This is a genomic window from Halobellus marinus (genome assembly GCF_032113415.1).
GTDB classification, from domain to species: domain Archaea; phylum Halobacteriota; class Halobacteria; order Halobacteriales; family Haloferacaceae; genus Haloquadratum; species Haloquadratum marinus.
In genome coordinates this window covers 3,020,993-3,042,667 of record NZ_CP134946.1, presented here as the reverse complement: position 1 = coordinate 3,042,667, position 21,675 = coordinate 3,020,993, and the positions used below count along the sequence as shown (strand labels likewise).

The following is a 21,675-nucleotide window of genomic DNA, read 5'->3' as shown; positions in this document are numbered from 1 at the left end:
GAGGAAGCCGGGCCGTGGGCGATCCCGGTGTGCTTCACCGGCCCCTTCGGTCACTCTCCGCCGTCTGACGCCTTCGACCGCACGAGTCGCATATCGCCCGAGGCGCGAATCGTTCCGTCGACGTCGCCGCTGTCGTGCAGTTCGAGGTCCGAACAGGAGACGTCGCCGAGGATTCGGGCGCTGTCGGCGATCGTGACGGTCCCGTCCCGGGTCGTCACGTCGCCGTGCACCTGCGTGCCCTCGCCGACCTCGATGTCGCCGCGGGCGCGGAGGCTGCCGAAGATGTTGTTGTCGCGCCCGACAGTGATCGTCTCCGCGCGGACGTTTCCGTGCAACCGACAGTCGTCGCCGATCGTCGCGGGCGTCGAGGCCTGCCACGCGTCGTCGGAGACGGTCGCCCCGCGCGGGATCACCAGGGGGTCGTGTTCGCTGTCTCCGGAGAGCGCCTCGGCGAGTTCCTCGGCGGCCTCGTTCTCGCCGATCCGCAGCAGTTGCGAGAGTACGACGAAGTAGAACACGAGTGCCGGGACCGGATTGCGGATGACGATCCAGCCGTTGGCCTCGAAACCCTCCTCGATGTCGACGTCGTCGCCGATGTCCAGATCGCCGGAGACCATCAGGCGGCCGCCGATGTGGACGCGCTCCCCGAGGTAGGCGTCGTCGCCGACCAGGACGTTCCCCGCGACGTCGCACCAGACGTCGAGGCGGCAGTCGCTCTCAGCCTCGATGTCGCCGCCGAAGGTGACGCGCTCGCCGGCGAGGACGTTCCGCCCCCGCACGCCGAACTCGACGGTGGCCTGGCCGCCGACGACGACGTCCCCGTCAGTCACCAGATCGTGCTCCTCGACGGTCGTCCCGTCGGGGATCTCCAGGGTGTCGAGGCGGTCCTGACCGAGTACCACACTCCGGACCAACACGTGCGGCGTAATAAACGACGCGTCAGACAATTGTCTGACGGTAGCACGGGCCACTTTTCGGCGACCAATCGACTCCGGGGTCACTATAGTAGCGTTCGCAACTGATTGCTCATCCGGTGGCACGCAGTCCTGCGATCGGACGAGCGAAGACTTGCGTACGCTACTTAGGAGTCACAGCTATGCAAGGCGGAGGCCCACGACTTCAGTCGTGGCTCACGGACTCCAGCGGGACCAGATTGATGCGTTTTTACTCCGTGACCGATTACCGGCAGGTATGACTGCACTTTCGTTCGACGAAGATGGGGTCGACGTTGTCTACGAGGGGACGGAGTTCCGCCTCGAAAAGACGCTGATCGAGGAGGCCACGGAGAAATCGTACCCGGACGTGACGGATCACGAGGTCCTCCAGATCGTCGAGGAGAACCCGTCGCTGGACGGTGAACCGCGGCGGATCAAAGACATCATCCGCTAAGGGTAGCGGGCGGCGTCCAGCGTTTCCGCCGGCGCTGTCAGTCGTTGCAGTCGATTACCCGAACCGCTCTTCGAGGCACACCTTCACGATCGACTTCGCGATCGCGGCCCCGCCGCCGAGCGGATCGAGTTTCGTCTCGCCGGCGCGCTCGCGGTAGGGAATCGGCTCCTCGCGGATCTCGTAGCCGCGCATCAGCGGGCGGATCAGTAGTTCCGCCGAGAGGCCGGTGTTCTCGGTCCACTCGATCTCGTGGAGCAGTTCACGTCGGTAGGCGCGCATCCCCGTCGTGGTGTCGTGGACGCGCTCGCCCATCAGCGCCGACGCCACCAGCGCGAAGACCGCGTTGCCGAAGCGGTTGAAAGCCGGCATCGCCTCGGCGCCGTGGTAGAGCCGGTCCCCGGAGACGACGTCGTAGCCCTCGTTGATGAGATCGAGAAACTCCGGGAGCTTCTTCATCGGATAGGTGTCGTCGCAGTCGGTGGTGACGACGACCGGACGGTCGGGTGTCAAAACGGCCTCACGGACCGCGTGGCCGTAGCCCCTCGGCGGCTGTTCGATCACGGTCGCACCGTGCTCGCGAGCGATTTCCGGCGTCCGGTCGGTCGAACTGTCGACGCAGACGACCTCAGCGCGGCCGTCGGTGACGTCGTCGATATCCGATAGCACCGTCCCGACGGCCGCCTCCTCGTTGTAGGTGCCCATCACGACGGCGAGGTCGTCGAACGTGTACTCGGTCATACCCGTCGTTTTTCGCGGGTATATTTGAACTTTTAGGTTCGCCAAAAACAGGCAGTCGTCGGAGGTAGCACCCCGGCTACGAACGCGGATCCGGAACCCTGGCCGGTTCGTCGGCGACGGCGCCGATCGAATTCTCGTGGAGCCGTCGGGCGACGACGTCCGCGAGGTTCCGGAGGTTCTCGGTGTCGTCGCGGTTGTACGAAACGAGCGTCCCCAGGGCGTCCTCGTCTCCGTCGCGGGCGTACTGGTGCCAGAGTCGGACGGCGTCCCGGCCTGAGAGATCCGGCCGGTCGCGGTCGATGCCGATTTCGGATTCGATCGCCTTCAGCCCGCCCGTGAGGTCGATCCGGCGACAAGGATACATCAGGTCGAGGTGCGGCGCGTCGACGGACAGCTCGAAGTTCTCTTCGAGGAACGGCACGTCGAACTGTTTGCCGTTGAAGGAGACCACCAGGGGTGCGCCGCGGAACTGCTCGCGGAGCGCGTTGACGGTCAGATCCTCACCGCGGATCAGCGTCGTCGTCTCCCCGGCCTGTGTGAACGAGACGGTGGTGACGTCCGCGCTGTGGGCATCCAGGCCGGTTGTCTCGATGTCGAAGAAGAGCGCGTCCGACCGGAAGTTCTCGTAGAGCCGCCATATCTCGCTCGCGGGGAAGCGATCGCCGAAGTACCGGGCGTCGCCGTCGTCGAGTCGCTCCAGGGCTTCGGCGACGAACGACTCCACGCGTTGGCCGGTCTTCTCCCCGAGCGGCGCACGCGTCGGGTCGAACTCTTCCCAGGTGAGAATGCCCGACTCCCACAGCGAGCGCTCGCGGCGCTCGCCGATCCCGCGTGCGGGGACGAAACTGTTCTCGATGCGCATACCCGTCTCGGGGAGCGGCGGATGCGTAAACCCTTCGAGGCTGCCCCGAGTCCGACGTCGTGACACTCCATCACCCACCCGACTGCCCGACGATCACCGGCCACACCCGTTTTTACGATCCAGCACGAATGACGCGTATGTGCGGTCGCTACACTCTGTTCACTCCTGCCGCGGACCTCGAATCCCGTTTCGACGCCACCTTCGCGGACCCGCCGGAGCCCCGGTACAACTGTTCGCCGGGGCAGTCGCTGCCGGTGATCACGAACGACGCGCCCGACGAGTTCCGACGGCTGCGGTGGGGGCTGATCCCCTCGTGGGCCGACGACGAGGCGGCCGGAAACGACCGGATCAACGCCCGCGCCGAGACGCTCGACGAGAAGCCCAGCTTTCGGGACGCCTACCAGCAGCGGCGGTGTCTCGTTCCCGCGGACGGCTTCTACGAGTGGGTTCAGGACGGCGACGAAAAACGCCCTTACCGGGTCGCCTTCGCGGACGACCGCCCGTTCGCGATGGCGGGGCTGTGGGAGCGGTGGGAGCCGAGCCACACACAGACCGGCCTCGGCGACTTCGGTAGTGGCGGAGCAGGCGGGCGCGGCGGCATCGATTCCGACTCGGACGTCGTCGAGTCGTTTTCGATCGTCACGACCGAGCCGAACGACGCCGTCGCCGACCTCCACCACCGGATGGCGGTCGTGCTCGATCCCGACGAGGAGTCAATATGGCTCGACGGCGACACCGAAGATGTCGCCCGTCTGCTCGAACCACACCGGGGCGACGACTGGCAGGCGTATCCGGTCTCGACCCGAGTAAACAGTCCCGCGAACGACGATCCGAGCCTGCTTGAACGGGTCGAAGCGGAGTGAAAAGCGTCCGCAGGAGGGCGATCGTCAGCAGGGATGAACTCTGTCCCGGGGGAACGAAAGGGCCACCTCGGTACCGACCGTCGGCGGCTGATCGGCGAACGCTTCGACGGTCACGCCGTCGAACGCGAGCGTGACCCGGTTCGTCGCGTCTTCGCGCACGACCCGCTCGACCGTCGCGCGGACCTCGCCGTCGGCACCGCCGAACGAGATCGCTTCCGGCCTGATCGATACCCGTCCGGGGTGGGAGCCGCCAGTGCCGTTCTGTTCGGAATCTACGAGATCACCGTTCAGGAGCGTGCGCAGCGACGGGGCGGATTCGAGATCGACCACGTTCGATCCGGTAAAGTTCGCGACCGTCGGCGACTCGGGCCGCTCGAAGACGTCCTCCGGGGTGCCCCGCTGGACGACCTGTCCGTCCTGCATCACGAGGATCCGGTCGGCGATCGCCCGCGCGGTCGTCCGGTTGTGCGTGACGTAGACGGAGGTCACGTCCGCGAGGACGTCCACGAGGTCGTCGCGGAGCGACTGCCGGGTCGGCACGTCGAGCGCAGCGAGCGGCTCGTCCAAGAGGAGCACCTCGGGACGCACCGCAAGGGCACGCGCGAGCGCGACGCGCTGTTTCTCCCCACCCGAGAGAGTGGGTGGATTTCGCTCGGCCAGGTGCGCCACGCCCAACTCCGCGAGCAGTTCGTCGGCGTCTCTGGGTGACTCCCGGTAGCGGGCGCCGTACTCGACGTTCTCGCGGACGGTCATATGCGGAAACAGCGCGTAGTCCTGGAACACGAAGCCGAAGTCGCGGTCCTCCGGCGGACGATCCTGGATCTCCGTCCCCCCGACGGTTACGGTCCCGTCGTGGCCGTGGAACCCCGCGATCGACTCCAGCAGGAGCGTCTTCCCGCTCCCGCTCGGTCCCAGGATGACGATGTTCTCGTCGGTGCCGACTTCGAATCCGGCGTCGACGGTGAACGGCTCCGCTCCCTCGGCCGTGAACGTCGATATGACGTCGGCGGTGAGGTATGTCACGGCATCCCACCTCCCGCGTCGTCGTCAGTCAGATACCGGACGATCAGGAAGATGAGTGCCGAGACCGCCAAAAGCAGGAACGCCACCGCCCCGCTCTCTTCGAGGCCGCCCTGCAGATAGGTGTTGTAGACGAACACCGGCGCGTGCTGGGCGGTCACCTTCTCCCCCGCGAACGGATAGAAGAACTTCACGCTGTAGGCGACGACGGCGACCGCCCCGAACTCTGAGACGGCGCGGGCCCACGCCAGCACGCCGCCGGTGATCATCCCGCGGGCGGCGAGCGGACCGGTCACCCGACGGAAGGTCTCCCAGCGGTTTGCGCCGTGGATTCGGGAGGCGTACTCGAGGCGGTTGTCGATCGCCTCGAACGCCTCGCGGGTGGCGTTGACGGCGTACGGGGCCGCCACGAAGGCCATCGCGAGCACCATCCCGATCATCGACCCCAGGACGGAGACGTTCGGGAAGGCACCACCCTTCCCGAAGCCGAAGAGGATCAGGATCCCGGCGACGGAGTGGGGGACCACGAGCGGCAGGTCGACCAGGCTCTCGACGAGCGGCTGACCGGAGAATCCCTCCGCCAGCAGGTGTGCCAGGGGGATGCCGAACGCGAGACTGAGAAGCGCCGCCAGGAGCGGGCCGTAGACACCCAGATACAGGACCCGGTGCACGTCGGGATCGAGCGCCTTCTCGACCACGAGCGAGGGCGTCTGTCGCGCGACGAACATAAACAGCGGCAGCCCGAGTGCGACGACCAGGACGCTCCCGAGAGTCGCCGTCGCCACGGTGAACGATGTGCCGTCCAGGAAATACGCGGTGACGGCAGTGCTGCCGACGATGAAGTAGGCGTACCACGTCGGACGACCCGTGGTGTACGCCGCGACGAATGCTACCACTTGGAGCGCGACGAACGCGACGACGAGTGCGACGCCGGGGACATCGTCGGTCGGAGCGTCCACCCGAGGTCCTGGTCCTGTCTCTGTTGCCATCGTGTATACTGGATGTGAGGGCCGTCTAAAGCTCCAGCGGACCGAGCGTCTCTTGGGCGCTCGCGACCTCCATCACGCGGTCGGGGACGGCGTCCTCGGCGGCTGCGGGGACGACGACCGGATCGACCGGGACCAGCCCGAGTTCCTTGAGGATCGTCCGACCGGGCTCTGTGGCGAAGTACTCGACCCACTGGGCGCCGCGTTCGGGCGCCTCCGCGACGCCCGGGACGGTGATCCCGTAGGCGATCGGTGCGCCGGTGAACGTCCCGGAACCGGTCTCGACCTCTGCCTTCGCGTAGTGCTGTGCGTACTCGCTGGTCGCCTGTGAGAGGTCCACCTCCGGCTGGAGGTCCACGTACGGGAGCCCGGAACTCGCCGAGATGGACTGGTAGTAGAAGACGTAGTCCAGTTCGCCGGATTCCAGCTGCCCCTCGAGATTCGTCTCCGTGCCCGTCGGAACCGTCGAGTTCTCCCGGAGCTTCTGGTACGTGGCGTCGTCGTAGAGTCGCTCGCCGTTGAAATTCTCGGTACCGAGCTGCTGCGTCATCACCGCACGGTAGCCGCCAGGGTCGACGGCGGGATCGGAGTGGCCGATCGTGATGTCGTCGCGGGTGAGAACCTCCCACCAGTTGTCTTTCGATATCTCGTCGGCGCCCGGCGAATCCTCCCGGTACTGGATCGACATCGAGTTCGTTGTGAAGATGGCGTACCAGTCGCCGTAGTCGGGGACGATCCGGTTGCGGATCAGCCGGAAGTCAGAGACGCCGAGAACGTCGGCCGAGCGACCCTGTTGGGTGATTTTCTGTGTCGAAGCCACGGACCCCTTCGCCTCGCGATTCACGTCGACGCCGTACTCGTCTTCGAACTTCGGTTCGGCCTCGCTGAACGGCGGGGCCAGCGACCCGGCGTGGAAGATCGTCATCGAATCAGCCATCGGCGTCTCCGTGGCCGTGTCCGTCGACATCGACGTCGACTCCCCACCCGACGCCTCGGTCGTCGTCGAGTCCGAGCCGTCGCCGCCGCCCGAACAGCCCGCGAGGGCAGTCACGGTCGCCGCACCTGCGGCTGCCAGAAACCGTCGACGCGAGGCCGTCTGCGATTGGTCCGTCTCTCCCGATGATCCGCGATCAAATCGTTGTTTCGACATCGATATATCCCGGTATTGTCAGCGATGACATAACGCTTTTGCTCGGGACCGAGTAGACTGGGGTATGGACCTCCGGCCCTCGTTCGACGCCTACATCCGAACCGACGGCGTGACGCTCGACGACCGCGACGCGGCGCTCCTGCGGGCCATCGAGCGGGAGGGCTCGCTCAACCACGCCGCGGAGGTTCTCGGCCGGTCGTACGCCCACGCCCAGCGCCGGATCGTCGAACTCGAAGAGGCGTTCGGGTCGCTCGTCGAGCGGCGCCGCGGCGGCTCCGGCGGGGGCGGAAGCGAACTCACCGGGACCGCCAGGGAACTCCTGACGGCGTTCGAGCGGACCCAGCGAAGCTTCGCGGGCGTCGCCGACATCGCCGAGACGGTTCTGAGTGGCGAGATCACGGATCGCGACGGCGAACTGGTCACCGTCGAGACCGACGCGGGACCCGTTCGCGCGCTCGTTCCGGAGGGCGAGGGCCGCGTGCAGTTGACGATCCGTGCGGACGCCGTGACGCTCACCGATCCGGAAGATACGCCGGTCCCGGAGCATACGAGCGCCCGCAACCGCTTTGCGGGGACGGTCACAGGCGTCGAATCCGGCGAGCGGATCGTTCGGATCGCTGTCGACGTCGGGGCCGACGATCCGCTGTTGGCGCTGGTGACCGAAGACAGCCGCGAGAAACTGGCGCTGACGCGCGGCAGCGACGTGGTCGTCTCCTTCAAGGCGACCGCGACGCGCGGCATCTCGGTTTGATTGCTCGGTTCAGCCTGGCGGACACCTCGAAAGTGATGAAACTGAATTCGGTTTCTTCTTTCGAATAGATAACTGCCGTTTCGACGACCAGTCGATGAGACCACGGCGTACGGAGTGAGAACCCAAGCGATTATGTGAGCCCGGAGACTGCTGGAAATTGATGGACGTCTTCGTCCGCAACCGGTACCTCACGGGCTTCGAGCTCTCCCGGAGCGAGCTAACCGGGGCGTTAGGGGATTCAGTTACGGTCCTCCCGGTCGTCGTCGCCGTCGCCGCGCTGACGGAGCTGTCGCTTTCCCACCTTCTACTCGGATTCGCGGTCTTTCAGGTCGTCTGGGGCCTCTACTACGGCCTCCCGGTCTCCGTGGAGCCGATGAAGGCGCTCGCGGCGCTCGTGATCGCCGGCGGGCTCACGACCGGCGAACTCGCCGTCGCAGGGCTTCTGGCCGGCCTGGTGCTCCTCGTGGTCGGGGCGACCGGAACCCTCGGTCGAGTCGTGGAGTACATCGGGACGCCGGTCGTGCGGGGTGTGCAGCTGGCTGTCGGGCTGGTACTCCTCGAAACTGGCATCCAGTTGAGCCTCGACGGCGTCTGGTTCGCGCTCCTGGCGCTCGCGGTCGTCGCCGTCAGCGTCGCCAGCGGTCACCGGCGAGCGAGCACGCTCGCAGTCGTCGCCGTCGGGATCGCGGTCGCGCTCTGGAGCAACGGAGCGCCGACGCCACAGTTGCCGACAATCGCGGTGACGGTTCCGAACGCGGCGGCGGTGACCTCGGCGTCCCTGGGCTCGACTGCCGCACAGCTCGCGATGACCGTCGGGAACGCGGCGGTCGCGACGTCGCTCTTACTCTCGGATTACTACGACGCGGACGTCTCCGCGGACGCGCTCGCGACCAGTATGGGGGCGATGAATCTGCTCGCGATCCCGCTGGGTGCGATGCCGATGTGTCACGGCAGCGGCGGCGTCGCCGGCAAGTACGCCTTCGGCGCGCGGACCGCCGGGGCGAACCTGATCCTCGGCGTCCTCTATGCGCTCGCGGCGGTCGTCGCCGTGGGGGTCGTCGCGGCCTTCCCGCTCGCGATGCTCGGGGTCGTGCTCGCCGTGATCGCCGCCGAACTCGGCCGCGCGGGGCTCGACACCGACGACCTGCCCCTGGCGGTCGGGATCGGCGTTCTCGGGCTCCTGTCGAACGTCGGGGTCGCGTTCGTCGTCGGGATCGGGGTCTACCAGCTGCGCGAGCGGTTCGCCGGATCCCCGTGAGCAACCCGAAAGCGAAGGCGTATCACCGTCGAGTGGATATGTATATTGAAGTGACAGCAGTCAGTGCGCTCCTCGAATCTCCCTTCTTCGAGGGCGCGATACTCGGCCCGGAGATTCAGCGCGTGACCGACGGAGAAGCCGTGACGACCGTCCACGACCAGTTCCACGTGTCCCTCCGGACACACCCCTCGGTCGAACGATGAGTGGCCCGCGAGGCTCGGACCGCTCGGTAAACGTCACCGACGGGCCGCTTCTGAAGCCGCTTTTCGTCCTCTCGATCCCGATCGTGCTGGCGAACCTCCTGCAGGTCGGCTACAACCTCGCCGACACCTTCTGGGTCGGGCGCCTCGGCAGCGACGCGGTCAGCGCCATCTCCTTTTCGTGGGCGATCGTGTTCCTCACGATCACGCTCGCGGCCGGGTTCACCGTCGCGGGCACGGTGCTCGTCGCACAAAACAAGGGCGCAGGAAATCTCGACCGGATTAGCGAGGTCGCGGGTGGCACGATCACGTTCGTCGTCGGGCTCTCCGTGATCTTCTCGATCTTCGGCTACGCCCTGGCGCCGTGGCTCCTCCAGCTCGTCGGATCGACCCCCGGCACGGAGGTGTTCCGCCTGGCGGTGACGTACACGCGGACGATGTTCCTCGGCATCCCCTTCGTCTTCGGCTTCTTCATCTTCCAGTCGCTCCTCCAGGGGTGGGGCGACACGCGAACGCCGCTTTACCTGATGCTCCTGGGCGTCGTTCTCAACGTCGTCATCGACCCCTTCCTGATTCTCGGCTTCCAGAACAACCTGGTGTTCGAGGTCGCCGGGCAGACCGCGCTGCAGTCGAGTCTCTACGCGACGACCGGCTTCTCGGGCTTCGGCGTGCAGGGGGCAGCGATCGCGACGATCGCTTCCCGCGGCGTCGGCGCGGCCATCGCGATGGGACTGCTGCTCTCGGGACGTGTCGGGATCCAACTGGACCCGACCGACTTTCTGCCGACGCGCGGAATCCTCCGCAAGATCTTCCGGATCGGTGCGCCCGCCAGCATCGAGATGAGTACGCAGTCGCTTGGCGTGACGATCATCACGGCACTCGTCGCAATCGCGGGCGCCGAGTCGGTCGCCGCGTTCGGGATCGGCACGCGTGTCACGTCCCTAGTCGTGCTTCCTGCGCTCGGCCTCGCCCGCGGCACGGAGACCGCCGTCGGGCAGAACCTCGGCGCGAAACAGCCCGGGCGGGCCAAGCGGGCTGTGCTGGCGAGTGCGGCCGTCACAGCGGGGGTCCTCGCAGTCGTCACGGTCGCCGTCTACGTCAACGCGGCCGCGATTATCGGCTTTTTCATCACTGGCGAGGCGGCCGCATCCGTGATCGCGACCGGTGCGGACTACCTCCGGATCGTCGGCGCAACCTACGTCTTCCTCGGCGTCTTTCACATCGTACAGGGTGCCTACCGTGGCAGCGGGAGCACTCGGATCGCGATGATCTTCGGAATCGTCGGCCTCATCCTGCTTCGTGTGCCCCCGGCGTACGCGCTCGTCGCCTGGTCCGATCTCGGCGCGACGGGCGTCTGGTACGGCATCGCCGCGGCGAACGTCCTGATGGTGTTGCTCTCGGGGGCGTATCTGCTGCGCGGCACGTGGACCGAGGGCATCGTCGACCGGGAACGACCGGGACGGGGCGTGCCGGCCGCCGACGATTGACTGCCTGTCCGAGTCGCAGTCACCTCGGCGACTCCGCAGGCATATGATCAATATACTGATCGACGCGAGAACAGATCGAGCGAGTCCGCGGCTCTCACCTCAAAGGACCGTTACGCTCCGGGGACGCCCAGCGCCGACACCGCACCGATACCGAACAGCTCCAGCGCGGCGAGAACGACGACTGCGGCCGCCCAGGCCGCCGCGCCGGTGACGGCCGCTCTAGTCCAGCCGCCGGGATATCGCCATCGGATGACGGCGATCCAGCCGATCAGTCCCAGCAGGGAGCCGATCAGTGGAATCCAGGCCAGCAGGGCCCAGGCGAGGGCGCCCAGCAGGGCTGTCAGCACAGCGTGCTCGAACGTTAGTCCACCTGGTTCGTCCCGGTAGGCGACCCGGCCGGCGGCGACGTAGATAGCGAGGCCGCCGATTAGCAGGCTGACCGCGAACACGACCAGCCCTTCGAGGGGGTCGAACCCACCGAGCAGTAGGGGTGTTTCGGAAATCATACTGAAAATGAGGGGACGTTACTACGCCTCGTCAGCGGCGTCCGCGGGCGTGTCGGTAGTGACGTCGCTGATCGCCTCGCCGAGCGAGCCGTCGAGGCTACCCGCGAGCGACTGCCGGATCAGTTCGTGGATCTCGGTCACGTGATCGGGGACCTGTTCGGGCAGATCGGCGTTCGGCCCCTGCTGGTCAGCCGCGCTCGCGCCCTCGTCACCGCCTGACGCGTCTTCGTTTTCATCACTTTCGGCTGCGTTCTCCCCCTCACCCGCGGACGCCTTTTCCTCCACGTCGGCGGCGCCGTCCGTGTCAGCGTCCGCGTTCTCACTTGCCGCGGCGGATGCGTCCTCGGCCGGGACGCCGTCGTCGACCCCGTCCGCTGCATCGGTTGGTGCGTCTGCCTGTGCGCCGCCGGGTGCAGCCACGGCCGCGCCTGTCATCGCGACCAGCGCGGCGAGTGCGACTGCGATCAGGGTTTGTGCTTTCATCGTTGCTGCCTCCGGTCCTCGCTACCGCCCCGATGCATATCAAGGGGGAAAGCCGTGAGTGCGGTTTTCGGCGGACTCAGTCCGGTTTTCGCTCCGATTTAACGGAATTAGTCCGGTTTTACCGTCAATCAATGCTCCCACGTAGCGCGACTGTTCGAAACGGGTCGCAGAGGAACAGGACGATCGATCACGCGAACAAGGGGTTCCCTCGCGACGACTCAGACGTCGAAGTCACGGAGCCCGAACTCCTCGGCGGGCACGTCCGCCAGCGTTCGGTCACAGTACGCGATCCGTCCGTCGTCGAGCACAGCGAACGCGTCGCCGACGGCGGATGCAAAGCCCGGATAGTGGGTCGATATCACGAACGTGAGCCCTTCCTCGGTCAAGTCGTCGATCAGATCCACGAGCGCGCGGGCCCCGTCGCCGTCGAGTCCCGCGGTCGGTTCGTCGAGGACGACGTAGTCGGGATCCAGCGCCAGCACGCCCGCCAGCGCGACCCGCTTCCGCTCGCCGTTGCTCAGGCGGCTACAGAGCCGATCCCCGTAGCCGTCGAGACCGACTCTGGAGAGCGCCCAGTCGACGTTTTCCGCGGGCACGTCAGGATGGTTCGCCGGCCCGAACGCGACGTCCTGCCTGACGGTCGGGGCGACGAGCTGGTCGTCCGGACGCTGAAAGACGAAGCCGACGCGGCGGCGGAGCGCCGTCAGCGCGTCGTCGTCGTATGTCACTCGGGTTCCGTCGACCCTGACGATCCCCTCGTCGGGCGTCAGCAAGCCGTTGAACTGCTTGAGCAGGGTCGACTTGCCGGCCCCGTTGCGGCCGAGCAGGACCGTCACTTCCGCGGTCGCAGCCGTGAAGTCGACGGCGCGGAGGACCGTCCGGTCGCCGTACGCGAACCCGAGGTCGACCGTTTCGATCACGTGAGCCACCTCGCCGCGACGAGCAGACAGAACACTGCACCGACGACGGCGTGACCGTCGCTCTCGTAGCCCGGGACCGGCATCTCTCCCGCGTAGTTCCGCGCCTCCATCGCGGTGCCGACGGCCTCGGCCCGATCGATCGAACTCACGAGCAGCGAGGCGCCGATCAGCTTCGTCGTGCGGAACAGACTCCGACGGGAGGTGAACCCCCCGCGAAGGCGGGCCGCCGTCGTCAGTCTCGCAGACTGCTCGATCAGTACCTGAATGCCGCGGTAGACTAAAAGTAGCAGTTCGACGATCGGCGCCGGGAGCCGCAGCCCGTCGAGGGCGGCCACCAGTTGCGGCGCGGTCGTCGTCAGCACCAGAAAGGAGAGGACCGAGAGAGAGGCAACCGCCCGCACGCCGGTGGCGGCCGCGACGTCGATGCCGCGCGCGGAGACGGTCAGAACCCAGAATTCCGCCACCGGCTCGCCCGGCAGCGTGATCGCGATCAAAAGCAGACTCGAAAGGAGAAACGAAAGCGGGTACCGAAGCAGCCTGACGTAGGCGCGGCCGACGGCGTGGACCGACAGGAGGGCGAACGCGGCCATCGCGGCGACGTGCGTAGCGAGGTCTGTCGTCAATGCGGTCACAACCAGGGCCGAGAAGACGAAGTACACCCTGAGCGGGCCGTTCACCGCGGGCGTCGCGTCCACCTGAATCCGCTCAAGCGTCCCGTGCATCGTCCATCTCTCGGAGTCTCGTCAGATAATAGCCCAGCAGGACGGCACCGAGACCACCCTGTGCGGCGAACAGCAGCGATTCGCCGAGCGATCCGGGCGGCGTCCACACGGGCGAGATCCAGGGGTCGTACGTCGGCGCGCGCTCCTCGACGGCGGCGGCCGCTTGCTGATCGGTCCCAGGCAGGCCGCTTGCGAGCGTTGCGAGCAGGAGGACAGTCAGCGCGACCACGACGCCGAACAGCAGCGCACGTCTCACGAGGGCACCCCCAGACGTCGCTCGGTGTCCGTCTCCAGTCTGAGCAGATAGCCGACCATCGCCGCCGCCAAAGCGCCTTCCAGCACTCCGATCGGCAGTTGCGTGAGCGAAAAGATGCCGGCGAAGTTGAGTGAAGCCGTCAGCACGCCGCCGGGGTCGTTGCCGGCGGGGAACGCCAACCCGAGTTGCAGCGACGTCACCAGATACGTGACCCAGTCGGTGACCGTCGCCGCGACGAACGTGGCCTGCTGAATCGAGAGCCTCGACCGGGCCAATCGATAAGCCACCCAGCCGACGACCGGGCCCACGACTCCCATCGCGATCACGTTGGCACCGAGCGTCGATAGCCCGCCGTGGGCGAGCAGCACGGCCTGATAGAGGAGGACGATGGCCGAGACGAACGCGGTGATCGCCGGACCGAACAGGACGACCAGCACACCCGTCCCCGTCGGGTGGGCCGAGCTGCCGGCTACGGAGGGCAGCTTGAGCGCCGAGAGGACGAACACGAACGCCGCGGCGACGGCGACGAGCGCCTTTGTCCGGGCGTCGGTCCGGACGACAGTCACTGTCCGGCGGGCGCCGTACGCGACGACCGGGAGCGCGACGGCGGTCCAGACGACCGCCCAGACCGGGGGCAGGAACCCTTCGATGATGTGCACGTCGGAGTCACTCCGTGTACCGGCCAATTGCATCCCCCGTCTAAAACAATTCTGCTTGCAGTAATATCAAAGTATTTGCGGGAGAGAGTAAGAATCTAGTCCCGCGAGGAGACCAGTCGTCACTGCCTGAAAACCCAGGAATCACCGGATGTTTCCCGATTCGCTCTCAGCAGTCCACTCTCCGAGCCACGGTCCGAGCCGGTTTCGACCGGAGAGTAAGAAACCTAACTTTTGGTATAACAAGCAAAATTGTTTTCACACCGGGCGGAAATGGTGGGGGTGATGCCTCAGGTGGCACTCCCCCACGACGCGAAGGCCGGCCCAACGAAGCCGGAGATCCGCGCGATGTCGATCGAGAAACTGGCGCTCGGCCCATCGGATCACGTCGTCGACGTCGGCTCCTGCACCGGCGCGGTCACGATCGAGGCCGCGCGTCGGGCCGGCCGAGTGACGGCGATCGAACGGAAGCCGGATCGGTTGGACGTGACGCGCAAGAACCTCGCAGCCAACGACTACGACGCAGCGGTGTCGCTCCGCGAGGCCGAGGCGCCCGCGGGGCTTCCAGACGACGCCGACGCGATGTTCCTCGGCGGCAGTCGGAACTTCACTGAAGTCCTCGATCACGCCGTCGAGACGGGTGTCGACCGGCTCGTGATGAACGTCTCCCGCGTCGAAGTCGCGGGCGAGGCCATCGAGGCGTTCCGGGAACGGGATCTGCTCTCGGAGGTCCTGCAGGTCCAGGTGAACCACGGGTACGAACTCGCCGGCGCGACGAGTTTCAAGGCCGACAATCCGGTGTACGTCCTCGTGGGAGCCCGCGGAGGCGACGAATGACTGTCTACGGCGTCGGCCTCGGTCCGGGTGAGGCCGACCTGATCACCCTGAAGGGAAAACGCGTCCTCGAATCCGCAGACGTCGTCTACTCGCCGGGACGGCTCTCCCGGACGGTCGCGCGCCAGTACGTCCCGGACTCGGCGCTCGGCGACCTCGATTTCCCGATGACGCGGGATCCCGAGAAACTCCGCAGCGCGTGGCGGGAGGCCGCCGCGGCCGTAGCGGAGGCAGCAGACGACGGCGACGTCGCGTTCGTGACGCTCGGCGATCCGAACGTCTACTCGACGTTCGGCCACCTCCGGCGGACGCTCTCGGCGTTCCATCCCGAGGTCGACGTCGACGTCGTTCCCGGGGTGAGCGCGGTCACGGCCTTCGCGACCGCCCTCGGCGTCGAAATCGAGGCCGGAACAGGACTCTCGCTGCGTGAGGCGGCCGACGGGGCGGCGCCGACGGGGCCCGACCGGATGATCCTGTTCAAAATCACCGACGCGGTCGCGACCCACGAAGGACTCGTCGCGGCGGGCTACGACGTCCGCTACGGCCGGCGGCTGTTTATGGAACAGGGCGAGACGGTTATCACCGACGATCCGACCGAGATCACCGAACGCGACTACTACACGCTCGCGTACGCCGAGAAACGAGGACTCGACCGTGACCTCGCGACCGCCGAGTTCGAGGGGCTCGAATCGGAGGGGTCGGCGTGAGCGACGAGGCAGACAAGTCCGCCGAGATGTATGAGAACGACTCCCACACAGCGGGCGACGTCCGTGAGGGCATCCCATTCATCGGCGCCGGACCCGGTGATCCGGGGCTGCTCACGGTCACTGGTAAGCGACTCGTGGAAGACGCCGACCTGGTGGTCCACGCGGGGTCGCTGGTGAACAGCGAACTCCTCGACGCCTACTGTGCGGACGCCGAACAGGTGTCGAGCGTCGGGAAGGACCTCGAGGAACTCGTCCCGCTGATGACCGACGCCTACGGGGCCGACCGGACGGTCGTGCGCCTCCACAGCGGCGACCCCGCGATCTACGGCGCGGCGCTGGAGCAGATGGACGCCCTGGAAGCGAACGGTGTCCCGACGTACTTCGTCCCCGGCGTCACCTCGGCGTTCGCGGCCAGCGCGACGCTCGGGACGCAGTTGACCCTCAACGAGGTGGCCAACCACGTCGCGTTCACCCGCCCACAGGGGAAGACCCTCTCGCCCGACGAGGACCACATCGGCGACTTCCTCGACCACGGCGACGTGACGGTCTGCATCTACCTCGGGACGCACGCCGTCGACGAGACGATGGACCGGTTGCTCGCGGAGGGCCACGATCCCGAAACGCCGGTCGCGGTGGTCTACCACGCCTCGTGGCCGGACGAGGACGTGATCCGGGGGACGATCGGGACGATCGGCGAGAAAATCGAGGAGGCAGGCTACCGCGCCTCGGCGCTGGTCATCATCGGCGAGGCGGCGACGGGCGCCGGGTACGAACGCTCCTACCTGTACGGCGACTGGGCGCGGGGGGACGACGGTTCGACCGAGAGCGCCAGCGGGATCGAGAGCGAGACAGACGACTGAGTAAACGACAGATGACTGATACGGAGGTGCGAAATGACTGAGACGACAACACATTCGGACGACAGCGACTGTAGCACGGCCGACAGCGACGGCGAGGTCGCCCGCGAGATCGCGATCGTGAGCTTCGAGCGGAAGCGCGAGACGGCCGAAGAGATCAAAACGGGCCTCGCCGACGAGTACGACCGGATCGACATCCTCGAATACCACGGTGAGGTGTTCGAGGAGCACTGGGGCGCGTACGACTGCTTCGTCGGGCTGATGGCGAGCGGGATCGCGATGCGGAAGACCGCACCGCTGCTCGACGACAAGTGGGCGGACCCGGCGGTCGTCGTCGTCGACGAGGAGTTGACGTGGGCGATTCCGCTGACTGGGGGGCACCACGGCGCCAACCAGGTCGCACACGACCTCTCGACGATGGGCGCGGTCCCCGCGATGACGACTGCCTCGGAGGCGGCGGGCAAGCAGGGCGTCGAGAGCCGCGCGAAGGCGCTCGACACCCACGTCGTCAACGGCGACTCGACTGTCGCGACGAACCTCGCGGTCCTCAACGACGAACTGGGGCCGGTGGCGCGGCTCGACGGCCCGAAGGCAGTCCTCGTCGACGACGACGTGACCGTCCTCAAGCGGAACGCCGAGGACGGCGTCGTCCTCGGGACCGGCAGCGTCTCCGGCGCGGGCGCCGAGCAGTTCCTGACGGCCTGGCACGACGCTCTCGATGCGGCCGACTGCGCGACCGAGGACGTCGAGTTCGTCGCGACGGCGACCCGCAAGGAGGGCGAGGAGGGACTGATCGAGGCGGCCCGTAAACTCGGTGTCGGTGTCGCCTACCTCGACAAGGAGACGCTGCTGGAATTCGAGGGGCCGACGCCCTCCCGCTCGAAGGAACTCATCGGCTGGCCCGGGATCGCTGAGGCAAGCGCCATCGCGGCGGGGCGCGACCACGAATTGCTCGTGGAGAAGCGGCGCCACGACGACGCCGTGACCGTGGCGGTGGGCCGATGAGCGGCCACGGCACGCTCTACGTCGTCGGCATCGGCCCGGGGCTCCCAGAGCATATGACCCAGCGGGCCCGCGAGGTCATCACCGACGCCGACTGCGTCATCGCCTCGAACCTCTATCAGGCGTTCCTGCGTGAGGACGGGACGCTCCCGCCCGAGGGCGAGGCGGGGCCGGAGGATCCCGAGATCGTCCGCTCGTCGATGGGCAAGCAGATCGAACTCACCCGCGAGGCCTTCGAGCGCGTCCGGGAGGGCGAGGAGGTCGCGCACGTCTCCGGCGGCGACCCGAACGTCTACGGCAAGTCGGACCTGGTGTTCACGATGGCCGACGCCGACGACGCTACGGATATTCCGATCGAGATTGTCCCCGGCGTCACGGCGGCGCTCGGTGGCGCGGCAATGATGGGCGCGCCGCTGTCGAACGACTTCTGTACGATCTCGCTGTCGGACAAGTGGCGCGGCTGGGACGAGATCGAGGAGAAACTCCGCGCCGCCGCGGTGGCCGACTTCGTCGTCGTCCTGTACAACTGCTGGCGGAACTACGAGCGGGCGATCGAGGTCCTCCGCGAGGAGCGCGCCGACGACGTCCCCGTCGGCATCTTCAACGACGCCGGCCGGGGCGACGCGGGCCGAAACGTCGAGGGTGAGACGTACACACTGACGACGCTTGGCGACGCCGCGGCCCACGAGGAGAGCGTCGGCGGGATGGGCACGTCGATCCTCGTCGGTACCCACGAAACCGAGACCTGGCGCAACGACCACAAAACGCACCTCGTCACCCCGCGCGGCGGGCGTGACGTCGACGACTTCTGACAATGAGTGATACAGCAACAGACACGGACGCGGACAGAACGTGTGGCGCGGCAACCGAGACGGAGACAGGAGCCGAAGAGGCGGCGGAAACGACCGGTCCGGCGTGCGGAGCGTCGACGTCAGACACTTCGGTGTCCTCTGGAGCGTCGACCGAGTCGACACCGACGGACTCGTCCGGGTCGGCCTGCGGCGCGTCGACGTCGGACGACTCTTCGGCGAGCGACGCCTCCACGTCCTCCTGCGGCGGCTCGAACTCCTCGACCGACGAGAAGGTCGCCGCGGCCGTCGACGATTTCGAGGCCGATCCGGGGCGACTCGTCGCGGTCGGCCTCGGTCCCGGAGAGCCCAGCGGGATGACCACGCGGGCGAAGGCGGCGCTCCGCGAGGTCGATCAGATCGTCGGCTACACCACCTACATCGACCTGCTGCCCGAGGAGATCGTCGAGGGCGCCGACGACGTCTACTCCACGCCGATGTGCGGCGAGGTCTCCCGGACGGAGGAGGCGATCGACCGCACGCTCGCCGGGAACGACGTCGCGATCGTCGGCAGCGGCGACCCGAACGTCTACGCGCTCGGCGGACTCGCGCTCGAGATCCTCGAATCGAAAGGCGGCACCGCAAGCGCCGTCGACTTCGAGGTGGTGCCGGGGGTCCCGGCTGCCCAGTCCTGTGCCGCGCGGCTGGGCGCGCCGCTGGTGAACGACACCGTCAGCATCAGCCTCTCGGATCACCTGACGTCGATGCCGACGATCGAATCGCGGCTGCACGCGGTCGCCAAGGAGGGCTTCACGATCGCGATCTACAACCCCTGGAGCCGAAAGCGCCGCGAGAACTACGAGAAGTGCTGTGAGATCCTGCTGGAACACCGCGATCCGGAGACGCCGGTCGGGATCGTCCACGCCGCCGGACGCGAGGACGAGGAGGTCGAGATCGTCGAACTCGGCGAGTTGCCGGAATTGGGCGAGACCGACCTCGTCGATATGACGACCACGCTGCTCGTCGGCAACGAGGAGACGTACGTCTGGGACGACCGGATGGTGACGCCCCGCGGCTACGAGCGGAAGTACGAGTACTGATGTTCCGTGTCGAACTCGATCGGGACGCCTGCGAGGGGATCTTCGCGTGTCTCGTCCGCGACGACCGGTTCGTCGAAGACGAGGCGGGACTGGCGACAGTCGACCCGGACGCTGCAGGCGTCGTCGACGTCGACCGCGAGGGCGAGCGCGTGATCGCCACGTTCGAGGGCGGCGTCGACGACGCGGAGTTGGCCGCAGCGGCCTGTCCGCCCAACGCGATCACGGTCCGTGCGGAAGACGACACGACGACCGACCCGGGGGGTGAGCGATGACCGACGACACGCCCGGCGGACTGCTGTCGAGTCACCCGGAGACGGCCTACTTCTGGGGCTCCGTTGCCGGCGACGGGGACCTCCAGGAGGATCAGATTACCGTCCGCGCCTGCGACGAAGCGAGCGCCGAGCGACTCCGCTCCATCGCGGGCGGCGGGTCGATCGACCACCAGCAGACCGATCGCCCGTACGCTCACGACACCGACCTGACGCGGACCGACGAGGAGTACGAGGTGACCGTCCGCGGCGGCGTCGCCGCCCGCGGGAGCGCCGCCTTCGGCCTCCCGACCGGCACGGAGTCGGGCGGCTACCGATTCGACGCCCTGTCGGAGCACGACAGACAGCTGCTCAGAGGGCTGCTCGAGAGCTGCGGGACGGTCTGTTTCAAGTCTTCCAGCGGGACCGTCGGCGTCTCGTTCGTCCACGACGACCGGCGGTTGCTGGAACGGATCGACGGACTGCTCGCTGGCTGCGCCGTCGACGCCCCGACCGGGGAGATCGCGGAGACCTCCGCGGGCGGCTACTGGTTCGGGATCGACGACGAGGCTGCCGGCCGGTTCGGCGAGTGGGTCTACAAGGGAAGCGAGGCGACCGGCCTGTTCGCGCCGACGCGGCGCCGGAAACTCCGGCAGAGCATCGAACAGGCGGCCGAGCTATGAGCACCACCGAAGCCTCCCTCGACGACGATGCGGTCCTGCTCGTCGGCCACGGCTCCCGCCGGGAGAAGTCGAACGAACAGGTCCGGACGCTCGCAGCGAAACTCGAAGCTGCGCTCGATTTACCGGTCGACGTCGCGTTCCTCGAACTCGCAGAGCCGTCGATCTCGGCCGCAATCGAGGGCTTGGCGCCGACGTGTGAGCAACTGACCGTCGTCCCGCTGTCGCTGTTCGGTGCGAGCCACGTCAAAAGCGACATCCCGCTCGCGGTCCAGACCGCACGGGCCGAACACGACGGGCTGACGATCCAGTATGGCTCTCATCTCGGTGTCCATCCATCGCTCGTCGCGCTGCTCGACGAGCGGGTCGGTGTCGTCGAGTCGTCACTCGGTGTCGACCGGGAGACCGACGACGTCGCCGTCGTGGTCTGTGCGCGCGGATCGAGCGATCCCGACTCGAACGCCGACGTCCACAAACTGACGCGGTTGCTCTACGAAGGCCGCGACCTGGACCGCGTCGAAGCGTCGTTCATCGGTGTCACGACACCGAAACTGGACGACACGCTGCATTCGGTCGCCAAAGAGCGGCCAGACGGGATCGCGGTCGTCCCGTATATGCTCGGCGACGGGAAACTGACCCAGCGGATCGTCGAGACGACCCGGGAGTTCGACGAGTCGTACCCCTACGTCGACGCCGCGGCGGGTGACCCGCTGGGCACCCACGGCCGCGTCGTCGACGTGCTCGCCGACCGCTTTCGGGAGGCTCGCGCCGACAGCGTCGAAATGTCCTGCGACACCTGCAAGTACAAGGTCGAACTGTCCGGCTACGAGGAGGATCAGGGCGGCGCACGGGCGATGCTTCGCTCGCTCGTCCACCAGGCGGAACACGAGGACCGCGAGGACGTCGACGACGACCCGCACGTCCACGACGCGCCGGCGAAACACGTCGCGGTCTGCACGAACCAGACCTGTGCCGAGAGCGGTGCGGCCAGCGTCATCGAGGGATTGCGGAACGCCGCACGCGACGCCGACTGCGACGCCCGCATCACCAGAAGTTCCTGTCTCGGCCAGTGCGGCGACGGCCCGATGGTCGCCGTCTACCCCGACGGGATCTGGTATGGCGGCGTGACCACAGGCGACACCGACAGGATCGTTTCGTCCCACCTGCAGCGGGACCGCATCGTCTCCGACCTCGTCCACCAGACACTGTAAG

27 protein-coding genes are annotated in these 21,675 nt (G+C 67.2%); 15 read left to right on the top strand and 12 right to left on the bottom strand.

The features are described from left to right. Positions 1–50: 50 nt before the first annotated feature. Entirely contained in the window at positions 51–902 is an 852-nt protein-coding gene (locus RJT37_RS15075; protein ID WP_313685734.1) for a polymer-forming cytoskeletal protein, read from the bottom strand. 289 nt (positions 903–1,191) lie between these two features. Between RJT37_RS15075 and RJT37_RS15070 the strand changes: the two genes are divergently transcribed. Then, complete coding sequence (locus RJT37_RS15070) at positions 1,192–1,389, top strand: DUF5800 family protein (protein ID WP_313685732.1); 198 nt, start codon at positions 1,192–1,194, stop codon at positions 1,387–1,389. A 54-nt stretch (positions 1,390–1,443) separates the two neighbouring features. On the opposite strand, the gene RJT37_RS15065 is transcribed toward RJT37_RS15070, so the two are convergent. Beyond that, positions 1,444–2,127, bottom strand: a complete 684-nt coding sequence (locus tag RJT37_RS15065) for a dolichyl-phosphate hexose transferase (protein WP_313685730.1) — start codon at positions 2,125–2,127, stop codon at positions 1,444–1,446. Positions 2,128–2,203: 76 nt separating this feature from the next. Beyond that, entirely contained in the window at positions 2,204–2,989 is a 786-nt protein-coding gene (locus RJT37_RS15060; RefSeq protein WP_313685728.1) for a ribonuclease H-like domain-containing protein, read from the bottom strand. A 137-nt stretch (positions 2,990–3,126) separates the two neighbouring features. Here RJT37_RS15060 and RJT37_RS15055 point away from each other — a divergent pair, with 137 nt between their 5' ends. Then, positions 3,127–3,852 (top strand): SOS response-associated peptidase, encoded by a 726-nt coding sequence (locus tag RJT37_RS15055; RefSeq protein WP_313685727.1) that lies wholly within the window; start codon positions 3,127–3,129, stop codon positions 3,850–3,852. A gap of 24 nt (positions 3,853–3,876) precedes the next feature. On the opposite strand, the gene RJT37_RS15050 is transcribed toward RJT37_RS15055, so the two are convergent. Genes RJT37_RS15050 through RJT37_RS15040 form a run of 3 tightly spaced genes read right to left on the bottom strand, consistent with a single transcriptional unit; the run spans position 3,877 to position 7,008 of the window. Continuing rightward, positions 3,877–4,875 (bottom strand): ABC transporter ATP-binding protein, encoded by a 999-nt coding sequence (locus RJT37_RS15050; protein ID WP_313685725.1) that lies wholly within the window; start codon positions 4,873–4,875, stop codon positions 3,877–3,879. Further along, positions 4,872–5,861, bottom strand: a complete 990-nt coding sequence (locus RJT37_RS15045; protein WP_313685723.1) for an ABC transporter permease — start codon at positions 5,859–5,861, stop codon at positions 4,872–4,874. The genes RJT37_RS15050 and RJT37_RS15045 overlap by 4 nt, the downstream gene beginning before the upstream one ends. Before the next feature lie 25 nt (positions 5,862–5,886). Continuing rightward, positions 5,887–7,008 carry an extracellular solute-binding protein gene (locus tag RJT37_RS15040; protein ID WP_313685722.1) on the bottom strand — a complete coding sequence of 374 codons (1,122 nt, stop codon included), beginning with the start codon at positions 7,006–7,008 and terminating at the stop codon, positions 5,887–5,889. A gap of 64 nt (positions 7,009–7,072) precedes the next feature. Here RJT37_RS15040 and RJT37_RS15035 point away from each other — a divergent pair, with 64 nt between their 5' ends. The 4 genes from RJT37_RS15035 to RJT37_RS15020 all read left to right on the top strand — a co-directional run bounded on the left by RJT37_RS15035 (position 7,073) and on the right by RJT37_RS15020 (position 10,704). After that, positions 7,073–7,759 (top strand): TOBE domain-containing protein, encoded by a 687-nt coding sequence (locus tag RJT37_RS15035; RefSeq protein ID WP_313685720.1) that lies wholly within the window; start codon positions 7,073–7,075, stop codon positions 7,757–7,759. A gap of 160 nt (positions 7,760–7,919) precedes the next feature. Further along, positions 7,920–9,017 carry a putative sulfate/molybdate transporter gene (locus RJT37_RS15030; protein WP_313685718.1) on the top strand — a complete coding sequence of 366 codons (1,098 nt, stop codon included), beginning with the start codon at positions 7,920–7,922 and terminating at the stop codon, positions 9,015–9,017. Between the two features lie 38 nt (positions 9,018–9,055). Next, complete coding sequence (locus tag RJT37_RS15025; protein ID WP_313685716.1) at positions 9,056–9,220, top strand: hypothetical protein; 165 nt, start codon at positions 9,056–9,058, stop codon at positions 9,218–9,220. After that, a complete protein-coding gene (locus tag RJT37_RS15020; protein WP_313685714.1) occupies positions 9,217–10,704 on the top strand; it encodes an MATE family efflux transporter in 1,488 nt (495 codons plus the stop codon). The genes RJT37_RS15025 and RJT37_RS15020 overlap by 4 nt, the downstream gene beginning before the upstream one ends. A gap of 110 nt (positions 10,705–10,814) precedes the next feature. On the opposite strand, the gene RJT37_RS15015 is transcribed toward RJT37_RS15020, so the two are convergent. The 6 genes from RJT37_RS15015 to RJT37_RS14990 form a co-directional block, all read right to left on the bottom strand. Further along, positions 10,815–11,210 (bottom strand): hypothetical protein, encoded by a 396-nt coding sequence (locus RJT37_RS15015; RefSeq protein ID WP_313685713.1) that lies wholly within the window; start codon positions 11,208–11,210, stop codon positions 10,815–10,817. A 21-nt stretch (positions 11,211–11,231) separates the two neighbouring features. After that, positions 11,232–11,693, bottom strand: coding sequence for a hypothetical protein (locus RJT37_RS15010; RefSeq protein ID WP_313685712.1), 462 nt, complete (start codon positions 11,691–11,693; stop codon positions 11,232–11,234). Positions 11,694–11,911: 218 nt separating this feature from the next. After that, a complete protein-coding gene (locus RJT37_RS15005) occupies positions 11,912–12,613 on the bottom strand; it encodes an energy-coupling factor ABC transporter ATP-binding protein (protein WP_313685710.1) in 702 nt (233 codons plus the stop codon). Beyond that, positions 12,610–13,335 carry a cobalt ECF transporter T component CbiQ gene (gene cbiQ, locus RJT37_RS15000; protein WP_313685708.1) on the bottom strand — a complete coding sequence of 242 codons (726 nt, stop codon included), beginning with the start codon at positions 13,333–13,335 and terminating at the stop codon, positions 12,610–12,612. Before cbiQ ends, RJT37_RS15005 begins: the two co-directional genes overlap by 4 nt. Continuing rightward, entirely contained in the window at positions 13,319–13,591 is a 273-nt protein-coding gene (locus RJT37_RS14995; RefSeq protein ID WP_313685706.1) for an energy-coupling factor ABC transporter substrate-binding protein, read from the bottom strand. Before RJT37_RS14995 ends, cbiQ begins: the two co-directional genes overlap by 17 nt. After that, positions 13,588–14,250 carry an energy-coupling factor ABC transporter permease gene (locus RJT37_RS14990; protein ID WP_313685704.1) on the bottom strand — a complete coding sequence of 221 codons (663 nt, stop codon included), beginning with the start codon at positions 14,248–14,250 and terminating at the stop codon, positions 13,588–13,590. Before RJT37_RS14990 ends, RJT37_RS14995 begins: the two co-directional genes overlap by 4 nt. A 282-nt stretch (positions 14,251–14,532) precedes the next feature. Here RJT37_RS14990 and cbiT point away from each other — a divergent pair, with 282 nt between their 5' ends. The 9 genes from cbiT to RJT37_RS14945 are packed head-to-tail and all read left to right on the top strand — an operon-like array spanning position 14,533 to position 21,674. Next, complete coding sequence (cbiT, locus tag RJT37_RS14985) at positions 14,533–15,084, top strand: precorrin-6Y C5,15-methyltransferase (decarboxylating) subunit CbiT (protein ID WP_313685702.1); 552 nt, start codon at positions 14,533–14,535, stop codon at positions 15,082–15,084. Continuing rightward, positions 15,081–15,788 carry a cobalt-factor II C(20)-methyltransferase gene (locus RJT37_RS14980; RefSeq protein WP_313685700.1) on the top strand — a complete coding sequence of 236 codons (708 nt, stop codon included), beginning with the start codon at positions 15,081–15,083 and terminating at the stop codon, positions 15,786–15,788. The genes cbiT and RJT37_RS14980 overlap by 4 nt, the downstream gene beginning before the upstream one ends. Positions 15,789–15,814: 26 nt before the next feature. After that, the gene (locus tag RJT37_RS14975; RefSeq protein WP_313690001.1) at positions 15,815–16,648 is read left to right on the top strand and encodes a cobalt-precorrin-4/precorrin-4 C(11)-methyltransferase; all 834 of its coding nucleotides are present in this window, start codon (positions 15,815–15,817) and stop codon (positions 16,646–16,648) included. Between the two features lie 33 nt (positions 16,649–16,681). Continuing rightward, complete coding sequence (cbiG, locus tag RJT37_RS14970; protein WP_313685698.1) at positions 16,682–17,650, top strand: cobalt-precorrin 5A hydrolase; 969 nt, start codon at positions 16,682–16,684, stop codon at positions 17,648–17,650. Further along, complete coding sequence (locus RJT37_RS14965; RefSeq protein ID WP_313685696.1) at positions 17,647–18,459, top strand: precorrin-3B C(17)-methyltransferase; 813 nt, start codon at positions 17,647–17,649, stop codon at positions 18,457–18,459. The genes cbiG and RJT37_RS14965 overlap by 4 nt, the downstream gene beginning before the upstream one ends. Positions 18,460–18,461: 2 nt before the next feature. After that, positions 18,462–19,535 carry a precorrin-3B C(17)-methyltransferase gene (gene cobJ, locus RJT37_RS14960; RefSeq protein WP_313685694.1) on the top strand — a complete coding sequence of 358 codons (1,074 nt, stop codon included), beginning with the start codon at positions 18,462–18,464 and terminating at the stop codon, positions 19,533–19,535. Further along, entirely contained in the window at positions 19,535–19,807 is a 273-nt protein-coding gene (locus RJT37_RS14955; protein WP_313685692.1) for a ferredoxin, read from the top strand. The genes cobJ and RJT37_RS14955 overlap by 1 nt, the downstream gene beginning before the upstream one ends. Beyond that, on the top strand, positions 19,804–20,466 hold the full coding sequence (locus tag RJT37_RS14950; protein ID WP_313685690.1) for a cobalamin biosynthesis protein: 663 nt from the start codon (positions 19,804–19,806) through the stop codon (positions 20,464–20,466). The genes RJT37_RS14955 and RJT37_RS14950 overlap by 4 nt, the downstream gene beginning before the upstream one ends. Beyond that, positions 20,463–21,674 (top strand): CbiX/SirB N-terminal domain-containing protein, encoded by a 1,212-nt coding sequence (locus RJT37_RS14945; protein ID WP_313685688.1) that lies wholly within the window; start codon positions 20,463–20,465, stop codon positions 21,672–21,674. The genes RJT37_RS14950 and RJT37_RS14945 overlap by 4 nt, the downstream gene beginning before the upstream one ends. Position 21,675: the final 1 nt, after the last annotated feature.